This is a genomic window from Bradyrhizobium sp. WCU1 (genome assembly GCF_053474805.1).
Genome location: NZ_CM130280.1, coordinates 5,720,130 through 5,743,449, shown reverse-complemented (window position 1 = coordinate 5,743,449; position 23,320 = coordinate 5,720,130). Strand labels below are relative to the sequence as shown.

General features: G+C 64.6%; 17 protein-coding genes. 5 read left to right on the top strand and 12 right to left on the bottom strand.

From position 1 onward, the window contains the following. Positions 1-69: 69 nt before the first annotated feature. The 4 genes from ACTUWL_RS26655 to ACTUWL_RS26640 form a co-directional block, all read right to left on the bottom strand. Entirely contained in the window at positions 70-513 is a 444-nt protein-coding gene (locus tag ACTUWL_RS26655) for a flagellar export chaperone FliS (RefSeq protein ID WP_021078923.1), read from the bottom strand. After that, positions 513-2,219: a flagellar filament capping protein FliD gene (fliD, locus tag ACTUWL_RS26650; protein ID WP_021078924.1), complete on the bottom strand. Its 1,707-nt coding sequence runs from the start codon at positions 2,217-2,219 to the stop codon at positions 513-515. Before fliD ends, ACTUWL_RS26655 begins: the two co-directional genes overlap by 1 nt. Before the next feature lie 63 nt (positions 2,220-2,282). Then, complete coding sequence (locus ACTUWL_RS26645) at positions 2,283-3,107, bottom strand: flagellin (protein WP_021078925.1); 825 nt, start codon at positions 3,105-3,107, stop codon at positions 2,283-2,285. Between the two features lie 140 nt (positions 3,108-3,247). Continuing rightward, on the bottom strand, positions 3,248-3,949 hold the full coding sequence (locus ACTUWL_RS26640; RefSeq protein ID WP_021078926.1) for an RNA polymerase sigma factor: 702 nt from the start codon (positions 3,947-3,949) through the stop codon (positions 3,248-3,250). Between the two features lie 667 nt (positions 3,950-4,616). Here ACTUWL_RS26640 and ACTUWL_RS26635 point away from each other — a divergent pair. From ACTUWL_RS26635 to ACTUWL_RS26625, 3 genes are all read left to right on the top strand, one after another. Beyond that, positions 4,617-6,962: a type I pantothenate kinase gene (locus tag ACTUWL_RS26635; protein ID WP_021078927.1), complete on the top strand. Its 2,346-nt coding sequence runs from the start codon at positions 4,617-4,619 to the stop codon at positions 6,960-6,962. Between the two features lie 136 nt (positions 6,963-7,098). Continuing rightward, the gene (locus ACTUWL_RS26630) at positions 7,099-8,379 is read left to right on the top strand and encodes a hypothetical protein (RefSeq protein WP_448212392.1); all 1,281 of its coding nucleotides are present in this window, start codon (positions 7,099-7,101) and stop codon (positions 8,377-8,379) included. A gap of 32 nt (positions 8,380-8,411) precedes the next feature. After that, positions 8,412-9,137 carry a formyltransferase family protein gene (locus ACTUWL_RS26625; protein WP_035651356.1) on the top strand — a complete coding sequence of 242 codons (726 nt, stop codon included), beginning with the start codon at positions 8,412-8,414 and terminating at the stop codon, positions 9,135-9,137. Here the strand turns inward: ACTUWL_RS26625 and ACTUWL_RS26620 are convergent. Next, complete coding sequence (locus ACTUWL_RS26620; protein WP_021078930.1) at positions 9,134-12,187, bottom strand: ATP-binding protein; 3,054 nt, start codon at positions 12,185-12,187, stop codon at positions 9,134-9,136. The two genes, ACTUWL_RS26625 and ACTUWL_RS26620, sit on opposite strands and share 4 nt — an antisense overlap. A 363-nt stretch (positions 12,188-12,550) precedes the next feature. Between ACTUWL_RS26620 and ACTUWL_RS26615 the strand changes: the two genes are divergently transcribed. Beyond that, positions 12,551-12,967 carry a hypothetical protein gene (locus ACTUWL_RS26615; RefSeq protein ID WP_307756288.1) on the top strand — a complete coding sequence of 139 codons (417 nt, stop codon included), beginning with the start codon at positions 12,551-12,553 and terminating at the stop codon, positions 12,965-12,967. Positions 12,968-13,063: 96 nt separating this feature from the next. Here the strand turns inward: ACTUWL_RS26615 and ACTUWL_RS26610 are convergent, their stop codons facing one another. From ACTUWL_RS26610 to ACTUWL_RS26595, 4 genes are all read right to left on the bottom strand, one after another. Further along, positions 13,064-14,017, bottom strand: coding sequence for an aliphatic sulfonate ABC transporter substrate-binding protein (locus tag ACTUWL_RS26610; protein WP_021078932.1), 954 nt, complete (start codon positions 14,015-14,017; stop codon positions 13,064-13,066). Positions 14,018-14,027: 10 nt separating this feature from the next. Further along, the gene (locus ACTUWL_RS26605) at positions 14,028-14,279 is read right to left on the bottom strand and encodes a hypothetical protein (protein WP_021078933.1); all 252 of its coding nucleotides are present in this window, start codon (positions 14,277-14,279) and stop codon (positions 14,028-14,030) included. Positions 14,280-14,643: 364 nt separating this feature from the next. Continuing rightward, the gene (locus ACTUWL_RS26600; RefSeq protein WP_021078934.1) at positions 14,644-16,098 is read right to left on the bottom strand and encodes a short-chain fatty acid transporter; all 1,455 of its coding nucleotides are present in this window, start codon (positions 16,096-16,098) and stop codon (positions 14,644-14,646) included. Positions 16,099-16,149: 51 nt separating this feature from the next. Then, positions 16,150-19,473: a molybdopterin-dependent oxidoreductase gene (locus ACTUWL_RS26595; RefSeq protein WP_448212388.1), complete on the bottom strand. Its 3,324-nt coding sequence runs from the start codon at positions 19,471-19,473 to the stop codon at positions 16,150-16,152. Positions 19,474-19,695: 222 nt separating this feature from the next. Between ACTUWL_RS26595 and ACTUWL_RS26590 the strand changes: the two genes are divergently transcribed. Further along, positions 19,696-20,373 (top strand): GntR family transcriptional regulator, encoded by a 678-nt coding sequence (locus ACTUWL_RS26590; RefSeq protein ID WP_021078936.1) that lies wholly within the window; start codon positions 19,696-19,698, stop codon positions 20,371-20,373. Between the two features lie 36 nt (positions 20,374-20,409). On the opposite strand, the gene ACTUWL_RS26585 is transcribed toward ACTUWL_RS26590, so the two are convergent. From ACTUWL_RS26585 to ACTUWL_RS26575, 3 genes are all read right to left on the bottom strand, one after another. Continuing rightward, a complete protein-coding gene (locus tag ACTUWL_RS26585) occupies positions 20,410-21,570 on the bottom strand; it encodes an acyl-CoA dehydrogenase family protein (RefSeq protein WP_021078937.1) in 1,161 nt (386 codons plus the stop codon). A 101-nt stretch (positions 21,571-21,671) separates the two neighbouring features. Continuing rightward, a complete protein-coding gene (locus ACTUWL_RS26580; protein WP_021078938.1) occupies positions 21,672-22,439 on the bottom strand; it encodes a crotonase/enoyl-CoA hydratase family protein in 768 nt (255 codons plus the stop codon). A gap of 80 nt (positions 22,440-22,519) precedes the next feature. After that, positions 22,520-23,302, bottom strand: a complete 783-nt coding sequence (locus ACTUWL_RS26575; RefSeq protein ID WP_021078939.1) for an SDR family NAD(P)-dependent oxidoreductase — start codon at positions 23,300-23,302, stop codon at positions 22,520-22,522. Between the last annotated feature and the right edge of the window lie 18 nt (positions 23,303-23,320).

Here is a 23,320-nt window from a genome sequence, read left to right as displayed (position 1 = left end):
CGCCCGCCCGGGCGCCCTGCCCCCCGCCCGGAAAGGCCGCTTCGCCGGGCGATTCGTGCCGTCCCGCGCTCAGCGGCCGGCGGCTGATTCGAGCGTCTTCTCGGATGTCTTGGCCTTGGCGGCCTTGCCGGCGGTTGCCTCGACGAACTTCCAGGCGTCGCGAAGCTCCGTCAGGCTGGCGATGATGCGCCGGAAATTCTCCTTGGCCTGCGGTCGCCCATAGGAGCGCAGGCATGCCATGATCAGGGCATTGTAGGTCCGGAACAGGCGATCGGCCATCGCCCCGCCGCGGGTGACGTCGAGATTGTGGCTCAGTCCACGCAGGATCGCGGTCGCCCGCGTCAGATGGGCGTGGCCTTCCTCGAAGCGCTTCGCCTCGTGCGCATCCAGCGCCTTCTGCAGAAACGTGATGGCGCCGTCGCACAGCATCACCACCGCCTTCAACGGCGGCACCGCCACCGCGGCGGATCGGTAGGCATTGTTGGCGTGGTAGGCCATTGCATTCTGGGTCATTATTTACTCGATGATGCGTTCAGGAGGGCGCTCAGGTAGCCCAGCGTGTTGTTCGCGCTTTCGATGGCGGCCTGGTAATTGGCGAATTGAAGCTGCAGCTGCGCCTTGAACGTCGCCGCATTGCTCTGGATGTCGCTGACCTGGGATTGCAGGTCGGTGTCGCGCGACTGCAGATTGGTGATCAGCGTCTGCAGCTGGCCGCTGGTCCCGGCATTGGTGTGCGCGAGCTGGTAGATCTGCGATGCAAGGCCTGATGTCGACGACACGGTGATCGATTGCGAGGTCGAACCGGTGTAGGTGAACGCCATCCCGGCGTAGATCGTGCCCGAGTTGCCGATAATGGTGTTGCCGACGACCGAAAAGCCGGAACTGTCGCCGCCGACGGACGCGCCGTTCAGCGTCCCGGTCGAATCCACCGTCACGTCGAGCGTGAAGGATTGCGGCGACGTGCCGGTGTTGACGACGTTCAACTGGCTCGACGAGGTCGTGGTCTGCGCCGACAGCAGCTTGGTGACACCGGCGAGATTCTGCGTCAGCACGGTCGACAGCGTGCCGGTGTCGAGCTGCAGCTCGTTGTTCTCGTTGAACGACAGGCCGAGATCGGCCATCGTCATGCCGTTCACGGTCCCGCTCAGCACCTGCTGGAGCTGGGTCATGATATCGCGCATCGTGCTGTCGCCGAACAGCACGGCGCTCGATGCGGCCGTGCCGTCGGAGTTCTGCGCGGACTGTGCGATCACCTGGTCGCGAAACGCATTGTAGTTGGTGACGAAGGTCTGCAGCGCCGTGGTGATCTGGCTGGTGTCGGTCTGGATGCTGATGTTCAGGCTGGTGCCGCTCGGCGTCGGCTGCAGCAGATCGAAGGTGACGCCGGAGAGCACGTCGGAAATATCGTTGGTGTTGCGGGTAAGCGCGATGCCGTCGAGGCTGAATTGCGCGGACTGCGCCTTCTGCAGCACATTGGTGAAGGCCCCCGTCGTGTCGGTGACGCCGAGCTTGTTCATGATGTCGTCGCCCGAGGTCGACGAATAGGTGATGTTGGCGGCATCCTGGGTCCCCGTCAGCACCATCTCATAGGACCCGCTCGACACCTGGACGATCGAGGCCTGGACGTTGGTGGTCGAGGTCTGGGCATTGATGGTGTCGGCGACATCCTGCATCGACATGCCGCTGGTGATCGAGATCGCGGCGCTGCTGCCGCCGGCCAGCCCCAGCGAAAACGTGCCGGAGAGGCCCAGCGCCGTCGACGTGCTCGATTGCGTCGAGCCGATCACCTTCTGCGCGGTCGCGAGCTGGGTGATCTGGAGCGTGTGATTGCCGGTCGCCGAGCCGCTGTTGACGCTCATGTTGAGTGCCGAGGAGGCGCTGACGTCGCCGGTGGAGGAAATCGTCGCCGAGCGCGTGGCGAACGCATTGGTGGCGATCGAGTTGATGATCGAGGTGCTGAGCGACGACAGGCCGCTGGCCAGCGTCGACAGCTCGGTCTGCAGGGATTGGTAGGCGGTGATCTTGGCCTGGTTCGCAGTGATCGATGTCGTGATGTTGGTCGCCTGCGCGAGCTTGGCGTTGACCTCGGCGTTGATCAGCGCGGTCCAGTCGATACTGGCCGAATTAGTGGTGCCGGTCGTTGTCACCGTGCTGGCGGAGCTCGCCGACGTCGTGCTTGACGTGCTCGAGGTGCCCGAGGTCGCGCTGCTAACCGTCATGTCGACACTTCCGCCGCAACAAGAATCGGGCCGGCATCATGCCGGCCCGATCAGCCGTTCAAACTAGCCGAGCAGCTTCAGCAGGTACTGCGGCATCTGGTTTGCCGCCGTTTCCGCCGAAACCGCGGCCTGGGTCTTCACTTCGGCCGAAGACAGCGTCGCCTGCTCGGCGGCGATATCGACGTCCTTGATCGCCGAATTGGCGGACTGCAGGTTCTGGGTCTGGGTCGAAATCGAGTCGGCGCTGAAGTTGAAGCGCGATTCCTGGGCACCGATCTCGGCACGGGCGGACGACACGCTGTCGATGGCGCTGTCGAGGGCCGACATCGCGCTGGTGGCAGCCGACAGCGTCGAAACGTCGAGCGAGGTGACGCCGAGCGAGGACGCGGTGAGGTTGGTCAGCGTGATGGTGATGGTGTCCGCCGAGGTCGAGCCGACCAGCACCGCGACGCCCGAGGAGAACACGCTCGAACCATCCAGCAGGCTCTGGCTGCTGTAGCGGGTGCCGGTAGCGATCGAGTCGATTTCGCCCTTGAGCTGCGTGAATTCCGAGTTGATGTAGGCACGGCTGGAATCGGCGACGGTGCCGGAGGCGGACTCGGAGGCCAGCGACTTCATGCGGGCCAGGATGTCCGAGATGTTGGAGGCGCCGCCGTCGGCGGTCTGCAGGATCGAGGTCGCCTGCGCCGCGTTGGTGGCGGCCTGCTGCAGCGTCGTGATGTCGGAGGAAATGCGGGTCGAGATCGCGAGGCCGGCGGCGTCGTCGGACGCCGAGGTGATGCGCGAGCCGCTCGACAGCTTCGACAGCGCGCTGGTTTCCTGCATCGAATTGATGTTGAGGTAGCGGACCGCGGAGTTGGCGGCGGTGTTGGTGGAAATTGCGGGCATGAGTAGCTCCTGTGCTGATGGGGCATGGCATGCCGCATCGTGAGAAAGTGAGGTGACGCGGTTCCAGCCCCCGTCCGCCCGATCAAACGGGTCGGCCGTCGGTGGTCAGGCGCGAAATCTTCAGAAGCCGGAATTTATGGTTAGCAGTCGGTAAACGCGCCGCGCAGGTCACGCTCGTGCCGCTTCAGCATCTCGCGAAGCTGTTGTCGCCCGCGCTTCAGCAGCGACTCCACTGCGGCTACGGTCGTGTCCATCACCTCGGCGATCTCGCCGTTGCTCATGTTCTCGTGATACGAGAGGATCACCGCGACGCGCTGCTGCTCGGGCAGCCGCTGCATCGCGACCTCCAGCAGATTGCCGATTTCATTGCGCTCGATCACAGTGCTCGCATCGAGCTGCGTGTCGGCGACCTCGGGCACGACATCGACATTCTCGGTGCGCGGCTTGCGACGCAGATCGATGCAGCGGTTGCTGACGACGCGATAGAGCCAGGTTGAGAACTTGGCGCGGCCATGCTGCCAGCGGCCGCGATGCGTCCACACCTTCAGCATCGTGTCCTGCACCACGTCTTCGGCGTCTGCGGCGTTGCCGACGATGCGCAGTGCGATCGCGTAGGCGCGATCGACATGACGTTCGACGAGAGCACGAAACGCCGCCTCGTCGCCGGCGGCGAGGCGGTCGAGCAGTTCCTTGTCCTCGTCCTGGATCTCGACGGTGTCGAGCGGGCCTGCATCGGCAACGGTGGGGACGTTGCTCCAGGGAGCAGCCGCTTCGACCGGCGCAGCCGCGGCCGCCGTGGCCTCCACCTCGACCGCTGCCGTCACATCAAGCGCGTAACTCATCCGCCGCTCTCCAACCAACGCCGCTGGCACACATCCCATACGGCTTCTGAGCGTTGAACGGAGGGCTGGAGTAAACCAGGCGAACTTTTTTTGTTATTTTTCAAATGCTTAGCTGGATTATTTTGCCGACTGCCCGGCAAAAGCTGCCGCTGCGCGGAGGCGCAGCCGGCAATTCTACGGAGAATGGAGCAGTCGTTCAGCATCGCCTCGCATGCCCGCGGAAGAATTCGTCGCGTCGGAAAACGCTGTTGTCACATCAACTAACGCCACGCGAACACATGCATGCGCGGAGCATGCGGGTGATCCATCGCCGTTGGTCGCCATCTTGCATTCGATGAATTCGACTAGGCAATTTTTTCCGAATCACTATTTCGACGTTATCGGATTTTTTGAATCTGTCAGTCGCGAAGCGCGCGTTTTCGAATCCCGCATCAACTTTTTTGAATGATCGCGCCTGATTTGTCTCACGCAGGCGTTCAACGCATGAGGACCGGCGGGAATTTTGCGCATGACGATCATGACGGTCGACGCAACGCGTCGAGCGCAGAATATTTCTGCATGTTCATTCGATGTTTTCGATACATTTCTGTTGCGTGCCTGCACGACGCCAGATGGCGTATTTGAAAGGGTTTTTCAGCTTTCGCGCATTGCTGAAAAATTTCCGAGCATGTCCGTCAGTTTCGTTCAGCATCGAATCCAGGCAGAGGCACGCGCGCGCAAGCTGGCGCTGGAGCGCAGCGCCACCACCGAAGTGCGCATCGCCGACATCTACAAGTACTTTCCGTTCAGGTTGTTCGGCCTGAACCGCGATGCGTTGCAGGATCTCGCACGGATCGAATTCGACGCCGAGCTCGAGCTGTGCCGCGTCAATCCGGAAATGCTCGAGCAATATATCGACATGAAGCGCGGCGGTTTTCGCACCGGATTCATCTCCGACACCTATTGGAATACCGACCAGCTCGCGCAGCTGCTGCGGTCCTGCAGCCCCGGACTGACCTGGGATTTCCTCTACGCATCCTGCGATCACGGCAGCAGCAAGAGCGAGGCGCTGTTCGGGGCCTATCTCGCCGAGCAGGGCATCGACGCCGCGAGCTCGTTCCATGTCGGTGACAATCACAACGCGGATATCAAAGGCGCCCGCCGTCACGGCATCCGCCCGCGCTATTATCCGCAGGCCAGCGCGGCGCTGGCATCGAAGCTCCAGCGAGAGACGTCGATCTTCGAACTGCTGTGCCCCGATCAGCCGTCGCGACTCGATTGCGGCGCGCGCACGCTACGGCGCGCGGTGACGGCCCGGAGCGCAGAGCAGTCTCCGGCCTTCAACCTCGGCGTGACCGTGCTCGGCCCTGTCATGGCGGCGTTCGACGCATTCATCGAAGCGCGGCGGACGGCGCTGGCGCGCGAGGGCGCACGCGTTGCGATCGGATTCCTTGGCCGCGACGGTCTGCTGCCCTATCGCGTCTGGCAGGCAAGTCACGACGAAACCGGCGCCTATCTCGAGATCAATCGCCGTGTCAGCCTGGTCGGCTCCGCCGACACGCTCGAACCTCTCAGTGAGCTATTGAGCCGGGTCGTCAAGATCGACGCGCCGACCTTCGTCGATATCGTCAAGGTGCAGCCACCCGCGGTGATGAATTTCTTCGCGCAGTATCCCGACGGCATTGCGAGCGGCCGCGAACTCGCCGACGCGCTGCCCGATCTGATGGATCCGCGCGAAATCACCGATATCGCCGCCGGTATCCGCAGCCGCCTGCTGGCCTACATTCGCGCCAAGATCGCGAATTTCGACGACTGCACCGACCTGATCCTCGTCGACCTCGGCTATTCCGCGAGCGTGCAGAAGTCGCTGCGGCGGATCTTCGATCGCGAAGGCATTCGCACTCGCCTGCACGGCGTCTATCTGCTGACGCTTGACGATGCCTTCGACGACGTCGCCGACGACGACACCGCGGAAGGCCTGATCTCGGATCGCATCGTCACACCGCACGTCAAGCGCATGCTGATCCGCAACGTCGCGTTGCTGGAGCAGCTTTGCTGCTCTGACGAAGGATCGGCGCGCGATTATCGCGGCGGCGAAGTGTTGCGCGAGGGCGATCAGCGTCCGGCCGCCCAGCTGGCGCTGGCAAACGAAGTGCAATCCGGAGCGCTGGCCTATGCATCGCGCGCCCGCGATTTGGCCCCGCGCTACGCATTGCAGCCCGATGCGGACCCCGCTGTTGCGGCACGATGGGCCACCGCCGTGCTCGGACGCCTGCTGCTGCTGCCCGACGATGACGAACTCGTGCTGCTCGGCGGTATCAGGCATGACGTCAACCTCGGCACGCAGGCGCTGGCGCCGCTGCTCGACGCCAACCTCATCAATGACTGCATCATTGCCCGCGGCCTATCCACGGCATGCACTGCACCGGCGCCGCCGATGTGGCTGGCCGGAAGCTTTGCCGCGCTGTCGCCGTCGCACGCCTATCTCTACACGCTGTTCGGCGCCAACCGCCTGCCTGCGAACGTGTTCGGCGAGGCGCAATGCGGCACCTTGCAGGTCGGCCTGTTCGGGCACGACGGCCAGGCAGCGCTCGAACCCGTCAGCGTCTATCACACCGGGCTCGGCGACCTCCGCCTGCGGATTCCGCTGTCGCGGCGCATGGCGGTCGCGACCATTGCACTGCCGCTGGCAAAGCTCACCCGTCACGGAATGCTCCACGGCATCACGGTGCAGTACGGCGAGAGCGCCGCGAAGGCTGCTGAGAGCTCGAACCTGAAGACGGTCGCGGAGGCACGGCTGATCGATGCCGGCCTCGAGAGGCGCGGCCGTCAGTTCCGTGCCGACACCGACGACGGCATGCTGCTGATCCCGGTCGACGGCTTCGAAGCCGATGTTGCGATCTACACGATCGCGCTGACCGCACTCGACCACGACCGCATCCTCGCCGTCGAGGACCGCGACGATAACCGGGCGCCCGCGGCCACGCTGAGCTGGCGCAACGCCAACGATGCGAAAGCGACCAGCGCCGAGTGATTTGTCCGCCTGATCTGGCCGCCCCGCCCGTAGAAGGTTAACGAGGGGTAGCGCGGGCATGACTTCGGCTGACACGGTGCAAGCGGACGGCTTGCAGACGAATTTTGATCAATTGCTGGCGGAGAGCGGCATCCGGATGAGCGCTGCGCAGCGCCGGCGGGTCGCCTGGCTATCCGACCGGCTCGGAGGCGCGACCGTCCATCCGGCTGGTTCCGAGCCGGGGCGCGACCATGGCGTCATCGTCCTCGCCGAACCGCCGAGCGGCCCCGCTGCTGAATTGCTTTACCGGTCGCTCCGCACCGACTGCGCGATCGTTATCCCGTTCGGCGAGAATCCCGCGTTCGATTTCCTGAAGTCCAAGCTGACCGACTTCGGGACGATCGGGCCGAGCTTCGACGGCCCGCACGAGATGTGGTGGGGAGGCCTCAACTGGCGTCCCATCGCACCGGCGGAGGGCGCGCGATCCGACGCAGCGCTGCGCGTGGTCTCGTGCTATCCCCGCGCCCGCGGCGACGATCCTGCCCGCGCGCTCCGGGAGAAGCTGGCTGAATTCGAGATCGCCTGCGACATCGTGCCGATCGACACTGCCGACGGCGAGCACATGCGTCCATCCGAGAAGTCCGGCTTCATGCTGCGAATGTGGGAAGAGCATCGCGAGCCGCTGCTCTTCATCGAGGCCGATGCAACGCTCAGCGAGCCGCCGCTGCTACCGTCATTCCTCGATTGCGACATCGCGCTCCACAAGTGGAACCGGTGGGAGATGTCGGCGCGCACTCTGTATGTCGGTCGTTCCCCGGCCGCCGAGGCGCTGCTGCGCAACTGGCATCACATCGCGACCGCCTATCCCGCGGTCTGGGAGGGCTACCTGCTCGACCAGGCCTGGAGCCTGACCTCGTCGCAGATGGCGCTCGACACCGTCTGGCTGCCGCGCTCGTATCATGCCCCCGCGGAGGACGCCGGCACGCCTCGCCATACGACGATCATCCACAACCTGCCCACCGACAACAGCGATCTCGGACCCGACGCCGAATTCGGCGTCGCGATGCGCCCGGCGCGGCGCGCCAGCCGCAGCGGCGGTCGCGACGCCATGATCGTGGTCAAGTCGCAGGCAGCCTCGAATGACGCGATCACCGTGATCATGCGCGACATCGCGACCAGCGACGCGCGCGAGATGGCTGCCAGTATTGAGGCAATCACCGACGCGTTCGCTGCCGATTGCGGCGGGTTCGGCCGGCTGGAGCTCGCGCTCTGCCCCTGGCAGGACGATATTGGCTCGGCCAAATCGGCCGCCGCCAGCACGAACAACCGGATCATCGAGATTGCGCCGTGGCAGACTTTGCCGGCCGACCTGTTCCGCACCGTGGGCCAATCCCGCGACGCCGGCAGCGTCGTCGTCATGGCCGGGCAACGCGGCTGACATCAGGACAAGAGTAAGAGAAGGATACCGACATCATGAAGACCATCATCCTTCTCACCGGCGTCGCCAGCCAGCAATTCGCGCTCACCGAACTGTTGAAGGCGCACAATCCGGCGCTGTCGTTCCGCTGCGCGGTGACGGCCGAGGACCTCGCGGCGATCGAGCCTGAGGTGTTGCGCGGGGCCCGGCTGCTCGCATTCACCACCAGCGTCATCGTGCCTGAAAGCATTCTGGCGGCGCTTGGCCACGGCGCCTACAATTTTCACCCCGGCCCGCCGCAATATCCCGGCTGGGCGCCGGCGCATTTCGCGCTCTATGACGGCGCCCGCATGTTCGGTGCGACGGCCCATGTGATGGCCGCGCGTGTCGATTCCGGTCCCATCGTCGGGGTCGAGTCCTTCATCGTTCCCGATAAGATCAGCGTGCGCGGGCTCGAGCAGATTGCCTATGTTCGGCTTGCGCATCTTTTCTGGCGGATGTCGCGCGAGCTTGCCCGCGAGCCCTCACCGCTCAGGGAATTGGACATCGCCTGGTGCGGCATCAAGAGCACCAGGCAGATGTACCGCGACATGTGCGAGCTGCCCACCGGCATCAGCCCGGCCGAGCTCGCCCGCCGGATCCGCGCCTTCCACGACGACTTCCGCACGATCCCGTTGACCGTTTCCGTGCACGGTATCCGCTTTCAGCTGGCGACGACCGCCACGCTGGAGCCCGAGGCACCGCAGGTGTTCTCGCCGCCGCTCGCCGCAGCTTCCTAGCGCCGCCAGAAGCTTCCCTGAGAATCGGCGAGCATTTCGTTTAGCAGCGCTTCGGCCCGGTGCAGCAGCGGCTTCGCGCCATTGTCCGATGCAATCGCGATTGCCGCGCGCAGCTGGTTGAGAACCAAATTCGTCTCGTCCGCATTCGTGGCAGGCGATATAGTTGCCTCGCTGAACAGCGCCTCGGCTTCCAGGCCGGAGAAGCCCTGCTGCCGCGCAGTGTTGCGCGCCTCTCTCAACGTGTTCAGCGCAGCCTGCGGATCGCCAAGCCGGCTGACAGCGAGCGCCAGGTAGATCGAGGTTCGCAGCACAATCGAGGTGTAACCGACCGATCTGGCTTCCTCCCGGGCTTCAATAAGCGTCAGCCGCGCTTGATCGAGACGCCCCTGCTCCAGATATGCGATACCGAGATGGCACGCGACAACCGGCACGAAGAGCCGAATTCCATACTTCTGCGTGAGCGCGAAAGCCTCCTCCAGGATATCAGCTGCTCGCGCGGGGTTGCCCTGCCCGAGCATCAGGAAGCCGCCACTGTATCCCGCGGCGACGCGATCAAACGGTCGATTGCTCTCATTGGCGATCGCTGCCGCGCGCTCGTGAAATTCGATACCGCTGTCGATCTCTCCCAGCGTCGTGTGGGTTACGCTCTTCATCATGCAACACAGCAACAGCAGTGTTCTCGGTGTGGTCCCTGGCGGCGCGCTGGCATCCGGCCCGGAAAGGCGGAGGCACGCCTCTCCCAGCATCTGCTCGGCCTCGCGGAACCGGCCGGCGATGAAATAGGCCTGGCCCAGGCTATACTGAGCCAGGTTGAGCCAACCGGGATTGCCCCATTCCCCGGCCAGGCGAGCAACCTCCTCGCCGGTTTCGATTGCCTCTATCGGCGTGCCGTAAAAGTTCTGGGCTCCCGACCTGACCGCCATCGCCGCGACTTTTCGCCCGATATCGTCGACTGCGTTGGCACGTCCCTCCGCATCCCTTCCAAGGTCGAACCATTCGGCGACCTTGCCGGCGCTCATGAACGCCGTGCGCGCCTCGATACGAAGGTCGATCGCATCCGCTTCGCGCGAGCGGGCGAACGGCGTTTTGTCGAGCGCGGCCATTGCGATCTCGAAGTAGTTGATCGCATCGGCAAATGCCGATCGTGCCAGGCTCTTGCGCGCGGCAGTTCTGCCGTAAGCGAAGGCCTTCTGCCAATCCTTCGCCCGCATTGCGTGATAGCAGAGCTTGTTAGGCTCATCGTAGGAACTGCCGTTGTCTTCCAGCGTCGCAAGAATACGGGCATGGACGCTCTCTCGCAGCTTTTCGACCATCGAGTCGTAGGTTACCTGGCGAACCATCTCGTGCGGGAATTCGAGCAAGCTGTCCTGCTCGAGATCGATCCTCACGAGAAACTCGGCGCGATCGAGCGCCGTCAGGCAGCGCTGAAAAGCCTCTTGCGGCAGGCCGGCCACCTCACGCAGCAGGGATTCCGTCGAAGACGGTCCCAACGCCGCCGCAATCTGCAACAGCGAGCGCTCTTCCTTCGATACGCGATCCAGACGCGTGGCGATGACGCCTTGAATGCTGCTCGGAATTCCGAGATCGCCGACCGGGCGCGCGAGCGCCAGGTCGCCCCAATGTCCCCGGAGGACTCCACTGTCCTTGAGGCTGCGACAAACCTCTTCAATGAAGAGAGGTACGCTGGCCGTATGGAGAACGACGCGGCTCTTCAGATCAGCCATGTTCGCGGACGCGCCCAGGATGTCGTCCAGCATCTCGCGTCCCGCATCCTCCCCGAGCGAACGCAACGCCGTGATTTCGGCGTTGCTGCGCGCAACCCAATCCGGAATTCCGTTGGGCCGGCTGGTCAGCAACACCAGCAGGCCGGGTGCCCTCAGCGAAGCGAGTGCAGCCATAACGGTCTCGCTGGCGCGATCAATCCAGTGCAGATCCTCGATGAGGATCACCGCACGCCGGCGGACGACCAGGCCTTCGACAATCGCACAGCATGCTTCGCTGATCGCACGGCCGCGCGCGTGCGGCTCCAGCTCGCCCCATTCCGAATCCGATATCGGTCGGTCAAGCACCGCGTCGATGGCCGAACGTTGAATCCCTGTCAGATTCGCCAGGCTGTCCGTGTCCGTTGAGGCTCCCTCCAGGATCGAGAGCATCAGTGCCTTGAGCGTGCTGAACGGCGCGCCTTGAAGGTTCGGGCTGCATTCGGCATGGATCGGCAGCCAACCCTCCCGGGTGAGTTGGTCAACGAACTCATGCACCAGCCGCGATTTCCCGATGCCGGGATCGCCAACCAAGAGTGCCGTTTGCCGGTTGGGGTCAGCGTCGCGCGCCAACTGCCTGAGCAGCGCCGTTTCCTTCGACCGGTTGACGAATCGCGCAACGCTTCGGGCCCTGCGTACCCGCCAGCTGGAGACATCCGTTGCGCTTGCAACGCGGTAGATGGGTAAGGGCTCGCTAAATCCCTTGAGCTGCCTCCGACCCAGATATTCAAACTGCACGTTGCCTTCGGCAAGGTTCTGGCAGGCCTCGGACGCGTAGATCTGGTTCGGTTCGGCGACCGCCTCAAGCCGTGCCGCAAGGTGCTGCGCGGCCCCCCCGATCTCGTAAACCTTGGAGTACTCGCTCGCGACCATGTAGGCGACCACGCGCCCCGAATGGAGCCCGACCCGAACCTGGAGCCCCGGGTCGCCCAAACCCGCGACTCGTCGGACCAACTCGATCGCCGCATGGCAGGCGAGCGGCGCATGGTTGTCGTCAGCGACCGGCGCGCCAAATACCGCGGCGAGCCCATCGCCGAGCTCCTTGCTGACGATGCCGCCAAACTGGCGTACGGCGCCTCGCATCGCGATCAGGGCCGGCTCCAGGCGCGAGACGGCCGCTTCGGGGTCCAAATCCGCGACGAGCCCCGTCGAGTCGACCACGTCGGCGCGAAGGATCGTCACAAATCGTTGTTCGCTATCGGGGTCCACGCGCTTAGCTACAGCAGCACCGCATTTGGCGCACCAATTGTCGTCCGCTCCGATCGTCGACTGGCATGCAAAGCAAAGCATTCCCCTGCTCTCAAAGGCTACTGCGGTATCGCCGGCTCCCCCGGTGAGCAGCCTAGAGTAGAGATTACCCATCGGGACATGCTTATCAATCCGGACGTGCAGCCCGCCCGCATCCGCGCCAATCCGGGAAGTTGTTGAACTGGACGAGATACAGTCTTGAGTGGTAGGTCGAAGCACGACCGAAATCGGACGGCGGAACTGGAGCTGCAAGACCTATTCGTTCGACGTACCAGCGTTGCATAACTTGCGTATAGCCAGAGCAATCCAAAGTTGCAATGAAAGGGCAATCTTATGGGCGGAAGAGTATTCAACAATCAGCAATTTAAAGATCACATCAACGCGCACTACTATCCTTTGCAGAACATGATCAAGAGCGTCGCAATACTTAAGGCGTCGGATCACATCGACATCGAGACGCTGGAATATGGCCAGTACCAGCCGATCCTGTCGCCCCGGGACCAGTGGCCGGGCGGAAGCGGCAAGCGGTGGCAGCGGGAGATGGGCAAGGCGCGGCTGGATCTCGCCACGCAGGCAAGCACTGCAGCCCTCTCCAAGGACGAGCCCGGTGTCGTTCCGCTAACGAAATGCGCCCTGCTGGATGCCAGCGTGCGCAAGTGCTTCAACTCCGAACCCCCGATCCCGATCAAGATTGACGTCAAGGAGCAGGACAAGAACGCGCCGAACGCCGATCGGCACGACATCCTGCTGGTCTGGGAACATGCAAATGGCGACGATCAGCCCCCGACGCTTCTCCTGTTGACGATGGTCTGCCCGGCCTGATCCGGGCACGGGCCGCGCGTCGCTCGCTCGGGCGTATCGAGCCCGAGCGACGACCGCCGCAAGCGAGGCCTGCGCTCGCCAATGCCCGAAGGACGTTCAGGAGCCTGGCGTCCATTTCCAGACGATGTCGGACACATTGATCGGCCGCGGAATCAGCCCGATGGCCTTGAAGCGATCGGCAATCGCCTGCTGGCTCCTGACAATCTCCGCATCGACCGGCACCACCTGGTAATTCGAGCGCGCGACGAAGCGCCTGATGGCCTCGATGTCGACGCCGGTCGCCTCGGCCTGCGCCCGAGCCACCTCCTCGCGATGATCGGCAGCCCATTTGCCTTCGGCCGCGAAAATGGAATTCAGCTTCGCGACGGTGGACGGATACTTTGCCACAAAGTCCGACCCCGCGATGTAGAACGCATTCGGCTTGTGCACGTCCTTGTCGAAGGCGATCACACGCACCTTGTCCTTGATCTCCGCCAAGGCGAGGTAAGGATCCCAGATCGACCACGCGTCGACGATGCCCCGGGAGAAGGCGACGGTAGCGTCCGCCGGCGCCAGTGGTGTCGGCGTGATGTCGCTCCAGGAAAGGCCGGCCTTGTCGAGCGCCGCAACGAGCAGGTTGTGCGCACTCGAGCCCTTGCCGAACGCGACGCGCTTGCCCTTGAGGTCGGCGAGCGTTTTGATCGGGGAGTCCGCCGGCACGATGATCGCCTGGGTGTTGCCGTCAGACGTCACCGCCGCCACGTACGTGACCTTGGCCGCGCCGGCTTGTGCGAAGATCGGCGGCGTGTCGCCGACGAAACCGAAATCGACGCTGCCGACATTGATCGCCTCGAGCAGCGGCGGCCCGAACTGAAAGTCGATCCACTTCACCTCGATGCCGAGCGGCTTGAACGCGTCCTCGACGGTGTGACGCTGGCGGACGGCCGGAAACAAGCCGCCCTTTTGCGTGCCGATGCGAATCTCGGTCGGCTTGTCTTCGGCGTGGGCCGGCGCGACCGCAAATGCGGACAATGCCAGCGCGGCTGCAAGGATGGTGCGTCTCGTATTCATGATTGCCCTTTCATGGCGTGCTGGAGATCGATGACGACTTGGCGCGGACCTGGCGGCGCTGCAAAAGCGCCCTCACCGCGCGCTCCGCCGCGCGCGCGGAACCGAAATAGTCGCCGTCGAGACCGTCGAAGGCGCGGTCAGACGAGAAGAAGCAGAAGCCACGGCTGTCGCCGACGACGATCCCCGCGGTTCGATCCGAGACTTCGATGACGTAGGCTTGCGGTTGAGGGCTTTGGGCTTGGGAGATCTGGGCTTGGGACATGCGTGCTCACGCGCCGAAGACGGCGCTCCTGTCTGACTGTCGGGTGCTCTGGATTATGAAGCGATCAACAACAGACGCCGGTCGCCGCCGAGACACAGCGATGCTGCATGCGGCGTCGCATGTCGCACATCAAGCTGCGGTGGTTATGTCTCATTGCGGTGACCTTGAACGACGCGGATACGCATCAATATCCGACCGAACCGCACCGCGGTCAATGAAATGACTGACCAAAGATCGTGGCCCGGCGCGATGCCTTATTCGCGGCGGGTGGAAAAACAGCACAGTTTTGGTGACGTCGGACGCGGCCGGCCTGAACTGGCGGAAAGTGGCCGGCCACCGTGTCCCGGTGCCCGGCCACGATCGCTCAGGGCAGGATCGGCGGATGATAGGTGAAGGTCGCCATCAGGATCGCCGCCAGCAGCATCACGATCGGGAAGTGGATGAAGAACTGTACCGACGTATAGCCGATCAGATCCTTCGACTTCAGGCCGAGGATGCCGAGCAGCGGCAGCATCCAGAACGGATTGATGAAGTTCGGCAGCGTTTCGGCGATGTTGTAGACCATCACGGTCCAGCCGAGATGCGCACCGATGTCGTTGGCCGCCTTCATGATATAGGGCGCCTCGATGATCCACTTGCCGCCGGCCGACGGCACGAAGAAGCCGAGCAGCGCGGAGTAGATTCCGACCAGGAACGAGAACACGGTCGAGTTGCTGGAGGCGCCGACGAACCAGTGCGCGATGGTGTCCGATAGCGTGGTGCCGCTGCTGTTCGGCACCTTGGTCAGGATCTGCGCGATGCCGGCATAGAACGGAAACTGCAGCAGTACGCCGGAGACGCTCGGCATCGCCTTGGAGAACGACTCGATCAGGCTGCGCGGCCGCCAGTGCAGCACGATACCGAGAATGAGGAAGACGAAATTGTAGGTGTTGAGTCCGGACAGCGTGATCAGCGGGTTACCCGACTGGAAGGTCTGCCACAGCCAGCCGGCGGCAAGCAGCGCGATCAGGATCGTCAGCAGCGGACTGAACTCGAGCCAGTCGCCCGGACGCGCCGGCTTCCTCGGCTCGATGCGATCATCGCCGAGCGCGACGTCGAGATCTTCCGCCGTCTTCGCCTGTTCGGGCGCGGGCGTCGTGAAATAGCAGATCGCGGCCGAGACGACCGTCACCATCACCACGGTGACCATGTTCTGCCAGGTCAGGATGGTCTCCGAGAAGCCGATCACGCCGGTGATCGGCAGCAGCGACGCCGGAATGCTGCCGGCGTTGGCCTGGAGCTGCGCGGCCGATGACGTGATGCCGAGGGTGAAGCCGCAGCCGAGCCCGAGATAACCGGCCGCGCCGGCGGCCCGATAGTCGAGCCTGATGTCGGTGCGTCGCGCGATCTCCCGCACCAGCAGGCCGGAGAAGATCAGGCTGAGGCCCCAGTTCAGCAGCGAGAGGACAATGCTGAGCACGCCGACGAAGACCACCGCGCCGCGTCCGGTCTTCGGCACGCTCGCGAGCCGCGCCAGCACGGCCGCCACCGGCGGCGACATCGCCACGACATAGCCGCCGATCGCGACCAGCGCCATCTGCATCGTGAAGGGAATCAGATTCCAGAACCCGTCGCCAAAGGCGCGGCTGACGGCGAGCGGCGAACCGCCATGCAGGATCGCGCCCGCGGCAACCGCAATCACGGCGATCAGGACGAAGACATACGCATCCGGAAACCAGCGCTCCGCGAACGCCACCAGAGCCTGCGAAAATCGCGCCATGATGTTATCCGCGACGGGCTTCCGCAGGCTCAAGGTCTGGTCGTGCGTTGCATTCGTCATCAATCTGATCCCCTTCCGGTGATGCGGTTGGCCGTCAATCGTGTTTGGTCATCAAAGGGCGAGCGTGAGGTCGGTAAGCGGCACGGCCTGGCAGGCGAGGCAACGTCCCTCGCCGCCGTCAACCGGGCCGAGATGGGTGAACTCCCCATCGACGACCTCGACCGCGCAGCTCTCGCACTGCCCGACCCGGCAGCCACTCGGCAGCGCGACGCCCGCCGCGCTCGCCGCGTCGAGCAGCGTGCCCTGCTCCGGTCCCCACGAAAAGCTCTGCTTGCTGTTGGCGAGCCGGATGGTGCGCGGCGCGAGGTTGCTCGGCACCGCCGGCGGCGACACGAAGCTTTCGGCAAAAATGTCGAACCGCGGAATGCCGAGTACCGCTGCGGCCTCGATCTGCGCCGCGACGAAATCCGGCGAGCCGCAGATGTAGACCAGCGGCCGGCGCGCCAGCAGCGGCTTGATCTGTTCGAGATCGATCCGCCCCTTGCGCAACGCAGGCGAGCCGATCTGATCCTGCGCTAAGGGCGCCGAATAGAATGTCAAGCGCGTCAGCTCCGGAATGCCGACTTCCAATTCCGCAAGCCGTTGCGCGAACGGATGCTCGTGGCTGCTGCGGCAGCCATGGAGCAGCAGGATCTCGGCGACGCGATCCTGTTGCGCAATGCGTTGCAGCGTCTCGAGATGGCTGATGAACGGCGTGATGCCGATGCCGGCAGCGAGGAAGACCAGCGGCCGCAGCCCTTTCAGGGGCGGGGTGAAGACGCCGCCCGGCGGCTCCAGCAGAACCTCGTCGCCGACGGCAAGGCCATGCAAGCGATCCGGCATGAAGAACGGCGCATCGCCGCACTTTACTTCGTCGAAGAAACGTCCCTTCACCGCAATCGACAACGACTGCGGCAGATCGCTCGGCCCGGTCAGCGAATAAGCGCGCGCCTCCGTTGCGCCCGGCAATGCGGTCATCACGTGCTGCCCTGGCAGGAAGTCGGGCAGCGGACCGCCGTCAAGCGGCAGCAGGCTGAGGGCGACGACGTTATCGGCCTCGGCCCGGCGCGCGCCGACCACGAACCGCCTCTGGCCGCTCCAGACGCCGCGGCTGGCAACGCCGTCACGCCGGATATCGCAGACGATGGCGCGCAGCGGCACCGAGCCGCTGACCGGATCGCGCGCGTCGTCATGCAGCACCGCGTTGATGTTGCGCGTGAGGGCGCCTGCCGCAGCCGAGCGATCGCGGCCGAGCGGCGGACAATCCTCCCACCAGCCGAACTCGGCGACGACGACGCGCTCGTCGAGCGCCGCGTTGAGGCGCACCTTCAGCCGCACCCCGCCGCCCTGTGTCTCCACCACGGCCCAGTCACCTTCGACCAGCCCGCGCTGCGCGGCGAGCTGCGGGCTGATCTCGACGGCCGGGTCGGGCGACTTCCGCCGCAGCGACGCGACATGCCGCCAGGAGGAGTGAATGAACCAGCCGCTCTTGGCGGTGGACAGCACGAGCGGAAAGCGATCGTCCGCGGCCGTCGTGAGCGGGCTGCCGACCGGTTCGACGTGATCGGGCAACGGATCATGCCCGTGTCCCAGCATCAGTTCCGAATAGATCTCGACACGCCGCGTCGGCGTCGCGAAGCCCGCCGCCGTGCCGTCCTCGCGGGTGACGGCGTACTTCTCGTCGCGGAAGGCCTGCGGGAAGCGTCGTCCTTCGGGATGACCACGCAGGTCCTCGACACCGACGCCGAGCGGCGCCAGCTGATAGTTCCAGCCGGCCTCGATGTCGCCGCCGAAGAACAGCTCGTGCATGCCGAGCTTCAGCGCAAGCGCGGCGGCAATCTCGTAATCGGCCTTCACCTCGCCGACCGGCTCGACCATGCGCGGGCGAAACTGCACGGTCTCGACCGCCGCCTGCGTGATCTCGAACCCGATCTTGAGCGCGTCGCGCTCCCACGGCGTGCTCGCCGGCAGCACGAAATCGGCGCTCTCCGCGGTCGGGTTCATGAACATGTCGATATGAACCTGGAATTCCAGCGCGTTCAGCGCGGCCTTGTTGCGCTCGGAATGGCCCTGCGAGACGACGAAGTTGGTGCCGAACGCGACCAGCGCGCGCACGCGGTAAGGCTCGCCCTCGAGCACCGCCCGGCTGAAATCGCGCGCCGTGATCCAGCCCTTTGCGGGCGGCCCGAGCGGCAGTTCGGCGATGCCGAGCGCTTTGGCCTGCTGCTCCGGCGGCAGGATGTTGTAGTCGTTGAGCGCACGCGTCGGCGGCGGAACCGGCCAGCGATTGCCGCCGGGCCGGTCGCAAGCGCCGGTCAGTGCGTAGAGTGAGGCGATCGTGCGCTCGATCGCGGTCGCATTGGTGTGCTGGCCGACGCCGGTCCAGGAATGATAGGCGAGCCGCGGCCGCGTCGCGAGCAGCGCGTTGAACGCCTCGATGTCCGCGATGGGTAGCCAGGTCAGCTCCGCCACGCGCGCCGGCGTGTACGGTGCAGCCCGCTCGACGAGCAATTCGAACGCGGTTGCGGCCGAGATCATGCGGCCATCGCGTGCACGGACCGACAGCACGCCGCGCAACCGGCCACCGCTCTGCTGCGTGTAACGGGTATCACAAGGCACCGGCGAGCCCGACGCATCGAGGCGAACGAAAACGTCCGCCGCGCCATCCGGCCACAATGCATCGGCGCGCAGGAAACGCCCGGTCGCGCGATCGACCAGCAGCGATCCATTGGTCCATGCGTCGACGAAGTCAGCATCGAAGCTGCCGGTCGCGATGAGATGGCGGATCGCGCCCATCGCCAGCGCGCCATCGGCGCCCGGGCGGATGCGAAGCCAGAGGTCGGCCTGCTGACCGGAGCCGTTCGGCTTGGGATCGATGACGACGACCTTGGCGCCGCGCCGCCGCGCGTCGGCGATCCGCGTCGCCTGGGCGAGCCAGGTGCGCGCGGGGTTGTGGCCCCACAGGATGATCGCATCGGCATTGTCGTAATCGGGAAAGCCGATGCCGCGACCGAAGGTCAGCGCGTGCGCAAAATCCTTGTGCCAGCCGCAGATCTCGACGGAGTAGATCAGGTTCGGGCTGCCGAAGCCGCGGATGAAGCGCTCGACCCACTCGAAGCTGTCGACCATCGGCGTGCCGCTCGGCGTGGTGACACCGAACGCCACCGCCTCGGCGCCGCTCTCGGCGCGGATCGCGCCGAGCCGGTTGGCAATCTCGGTCAGCGCCTCGTCCCAGGACACCTCGACCCAGCCCGGGTCGGCGGCACCGCGCGGACGCGTCCGCTTGAGCGGGACGGTCAGCCGGCGCGGGCTGGCGACGATTTCCGGAGCGGCGCGGCCTTTGGCGCACAGCGCGCCGCCAGTCGGATGGTTATTTAATACCTCTACGCTGACCAAGCGTCCGTCCTCGACGACGGTGACGGCACCGCAGCGCGAACGACAAAGCGTGCAATAGCCGGATATCCGCTGTTTCACCGCCGCCTCATCGTCAAGTCAGCCCTTGTGACGCATTTTGGTAATGCGTTACACATTTACGTCATACGCTACCGCGCCCGTCAAGGCTAAGTAATAATCAGCGGACGAATCGAAGTTCCCAGCGAGAAGCGGCTGCGACCACCCATGGACCAAAATTTGCGAGAACAGGTGCTGCAGCGGGTGCGTGCCGAAATCATTTCCGGCCAGAGCCTGCCCGGCACGATGTATTCGGTGCCGAGCCTCGCCGCGAGCCTCGGCGTCTCCTCGACGCCTGTGCGCGAAGCGCTGCTCGAGCTCAGCCGTGGTGGCCTGGTCGAGCCGATGCGCAACCGCGGCTTCAAGGTCGTCGAGCCGACGCTGACCGAGCTGCGCAACCTGTTCGACATGCGCGAGGTGCTGGAGCTGCACGCCGCCGTGCTGGTCGCCGCCAATCCGCCAAAGGATTTACCGGCGGTGCGTGGCTGGGCCGACCAGATCGCCAAAGCCGTCGAGACCGACGACGTCCAGCTCTATCTTGAGGCCGACCGCGCCTATCATCGCGAGTTCATCGCCGCCGCCGGCAACGAGCTCTTGACCGAGATGGTGATGGGCCTGCGCGACAAGATGCGGCTCTATGGCATCAGCTCCCGCGCCGGCCACGAGCGACAGCTGGCCTCGGTGCCCGAGCACTACCGGCTGATCGAACTCGCGCTCGCCGGCGAGACCGAGGCGCTGCCGGCCTTGCTTCGTAGCCACATCCGCTCCTGGGAGCCGATCTTCGTCGACGCATTGATGCGCTCCAAGGAGCACGCGCGCGAGCCGCTGCGGCAGGCGCGTGGGTAGCCACGAGCAAGATAGACGGCTGGCCGCGGTGAGCGGCTAATCGAGAATGCTCTTGTACTGTTCCGAGAAGACGTCGCGGCCGATGATCAGCCGCATCACTTCCGAGCTTCCTGCCAGGATCCGGTTGACGCGCGCATCGGTGAACATCCGGCTGATCGGATATTCGTCCATATAGCCGGCGCCGCCGTGCAGCTGCACGCCGAGGTCGAGCATCTTCCACTCGACTTCCGACGACATCATCTTAGCCTTGGCGCCCATGTTGCTGGTCAGGCGTCCGGCATTGTGCTCGACGACGCAGTGATCGACATAGACCTGGACGAGATCGATCTCGGCATCCATCTCCGCCATGCGGAACTGGGTGTTCTGCTGCTCGGCGAGCGGCCGGCCGAACAGCTTGCGGTCCATCACGTAAGCGCGCGTGATGTCGAATGCCTTACGGGCATTGGCGATCGATCCGACCGCGGAGATCAGCCGCTCCTCGGCAAGGCCTTCCATGAGATAGTAGAAGCCCCTGCCCGGCTCGCCCAGCACGTTGCCTTTGGGCACCTTCACATTCTGGAAGAACAGCTCGGCGGTGTCCTGCGCCGGCATGCCCATCTTCTTGAGATTGCGGCCGCGCTCAAAACCGTCCATGCCGCGCTCGACGATCAAGAGCACCATGGCGTGCTTCTTCTCGGCACTTGCGAGCTTGGCCGCGACGATCACGACGTCGGAATTGATGCCGTTGGAGATGTAGGTCTTCGAGCCATTGAGCAGGAAGTGATCGCCCTTGTCCTCGGCCGTCGTCCGCATGCCCGCGAGGTCTGAGCCCGCTCCGGGCTCGGTCGTCGCAATCGCCAGGATGGTCTCGCCGCTGACGCATTTGGGCAGGAAGCGATCGCGCTGCTCCTCGGTGCCGAAACGCTTGAAATAGGAGCCGACCAGGCGGCTGTGCAGCGTGTTGAACCAGCCCTTGCAGCCCGAGCGCGCGGTCTCCTCGATGATGATCTGCTCGTAGCGGAAGTCCTCGTCGCCCATGCCGCCGTATTTCTCTTCAGGCCAGATCATCAGGAAGCCGAGGTCGCCGGCCTTCTTGAACGCATTGCGGTCGACGATGCCGGCCTCTCGCCACTCTTCCATATGGGGCGCGATCTCGCTGGCGAGAAACTTGCGGTAGGAATCGCGGAAGATGACCTGGTCTTCGGTAAAGCTGCGCATCGTTCACCCAATCACGCTCTGCGGCGAGGCACTGACGAAAAAATGGAGCGTCGGTTCTGCTTCAACAAAACCGACGCTCCGTCATCGAAACAGTCGATGCTCTACTTGCCCTTCCAGTTCGGAGCGCGTTTTTCTGCAAAGGCAGCCGCGCCCTCGCGGGCATCCTCGGACACGAAGACCGGACCGACGATCTCCTGCTGCTTCTTCCACATCTGGTCTTCGGGCCAGAGACGGGATTCGACGACCACCTGCTTGGACGCCTTGACGGCCAGCGGGCCGTTGGCACCGATCGCTGCCGCAAGCTCGAGCGCGGCGTCGAGCGCCGGGCCATCGGTGACGCGGTTGATGATGCCGAGTTGGTGAGCACGCTCGGCGCCGAAGAACTCGCCCGTCAGCGCGAACTCCATCGCCACACGGATCGGCATCTGCCGCGGCATGCGGATCAGGCCACCGGCCGCGGCCGCCAGCCCGCGCTTCACCTCGGGGATTCCGAACTTGGCGTTGCGGTTAGCGACGATCATGTCGCACGACAGCGCGATCTCCATCCCGCCGGCGAGCGCGTAGCCATCGACCGCCGCGATCAGCGGCTTCTTCGGCGGCGCCTCGGTGAGGCCGGCGAAACCGCGGCCTGGGATCGACGGTCGCTCGCCCTTCAGGAACCCCTTGAGGTCCATGCCCGAGCAGAACGTGCCGCCGGCGCCAGTGATGATGCCGACGCTGAGCGTATCGTCGGCATCGAGCCGGTCGATCGCCGCAGCCACGCCCTTGGAGAGCGCGAGGTTGGCGGCGTTCTTGGCCTCCGGCCGGTTCAGCGTGATGATCAGGATAGGTCCGCGGACCTCAGTGAGGACCGGAGTTTCTTCGGACATCGTTTCGTCTCCTGTTGCCGTGCTTATCGTTTGAGCATGATCTTTTCGGAAAACCGCTTCGCACTTTTCCGGATCATGCTCTAGCGCGGCGCCATGCGGATGGCGCCGTCGAGACGGACGTCTTCACCGTTGAAGTAGCCATTGGTGATCATCGTCAACGCCAGATGCGCGTATTCTTCCGGCATGCCGAGACGCTTCGGGAACGGCACCGACGCGCTGAGCGCAGCCTTGACGTTCTCAGGAGCGCCCTGCAGCAGCGGCGTGTTGAAGATGCCCGGCAGGATGGTGTTGACGCGGATGCCCTCGGCCATCAGGTCGCGCGCGATCGGCAGGGTCATGCCGACGACACCGGCCTTCGAGGCGGAATACGCCGCCTGCCCCATCTGACCGTCCTCGGCAGCAACCGACGCCGTGTTCACGACCGCGCCGCGCTCGCCGTGCTCCAGCGGAGCCAGCGACAGCATGCCCTGCGCCGACTTGGCGATGCAGCGGAAGGTGCCGACGAGGTTGATCTGGATGATGCGATTGAAGGCGTCGATCGGGAAGTGCGTGGGTTCGCCGGTCTTCTTGTCCCGGCCCGCAGTCTTCACCGCATTGCCGGTGCCGGCGCAGTTCACCAGGATACGCTCCTGGCCATGCGCCGCGCGCGCCTTGGCGAAGCCGGCATCGACCTGCTCGTCGGAGGTGACGTCAACCTTGCAGAACACACCGCCGATTTCCTTGGCGATGGCTTCACCCTTCTCTTCGTTGAAGTCGAAGATCGCGACCTTCACGCCGTGCGCGGCAAGCGCGCGCGAGGTAGCCGCGCCGAGGCCCGACGCGCCGCCGGTGACGACGGCGGCGACCGATGAATCGAGTTTCATTGCGTTATCCTTTCGCGA

Coding starts and splice junctions, on each gene's coding strand:
- ACTUWL_RS26615 (WP_307756288.1), top strand. CDS start 12,551: ATGATCAAGAGCGTCGCAATACTTAAGGCGTCGGATCACATCGACATC.
- ACTUWL_RS26645 (WP_021078925.1), bottom strand. CDS start 3,107: ATGCCCGCAATTTCCACCAACACCGCCGCCAACTCCGCGGTCCGCTAC.
- ACTUWL_RS26590 (WP_021078936.1), top strand. CDS start 19,696: ATGGACCAAAATTTGCGAGAACAGGTGCTGCAGCGGGTGCGTGCCGAA.
- fliD (WP_021078924.1), bottom strand. CDS start 2,219: ATGACGGTTAGCAGCGCGACCTCGGGCACCTCGAGCACGTCAAGCACG.
- ACTUWL_RS26640 (WP_021078926.1), bottom strand. CDS start 3,949: ATGAGTTACGCGCTTGATGTGACGGCAGCGGTCGAGGTGGAGGCCACG.
- ACTUWL_RS26655 (WP_021078923.1), bottom strand. CDS start 513: ATGACCCAGAATGCAATGGCCTACCACGCCAACAATGCCTACCGATCC.
- ACTUWL_RS26585 (WP_021078937.1), bottom strand. CDS start 21,570: ATGCGCAGCTTTACCGAAGACCAGGTCATCTTCCGCGATTCCTACCGC.
- ACTUWL_RS26635 (WP_021078927.1), top strand. CDS start 4,617: ATGTCCGTCAGTTTCGTTCAGCATCGAATCCAGGCAGAGGCACGCGCG.
- ACTUWL_RS26600 (WP_021078934.1), bottom strand. CDS start 16,098: ATGACGAATGCAACGCACGACCAGACCTTGAGCCTGCGGAAGCCCGTC.
- ACTUWL_RS26610 (WP_021078932.1), bottom strand. CDS start 14,017: ATGAATACGAGACGCACCATCCTTGCAGCCGCGCTGGCATTGTCCGCA.
- ACTUWL_RS26630 (WP_448212392.1), top strand. CDS start 7,099: ATGAGCGCTGCGCAGCGCCGGCGGGTCGCCTGGCTATCCGACCGGCTC.
- ACTUWL_RS26620 (WP_021078930.1), bottom strand. CDS start 12,187: ATGCTTTGCTTTGCATGCCAGTCGACGATCGGAGCGGACGACAATTGG.
- ACTUWL_RS26605 (WP_021078933.1), bottom strand. CDS start 14,279: ATGTCCCAAGCCCAGATCTCCCAAGCCCAAAGCCCTCAACCGCAAGCC.
- ACTUWL_RS26580 (WP_021078938.1), bottom strand. CDS start 22,439: ATGTCCGAAGAAACTCCGGTCCTCACTGAGGTCCGCGGACCTATCCTG.
- ACTUWL_RS26575 (WP_021078939.1), bottom strand. CDS start 23,302: ATGAAACTCGATTCATCGGTCGCCGCCGTCGTCACCGGCGGCGCGTCG.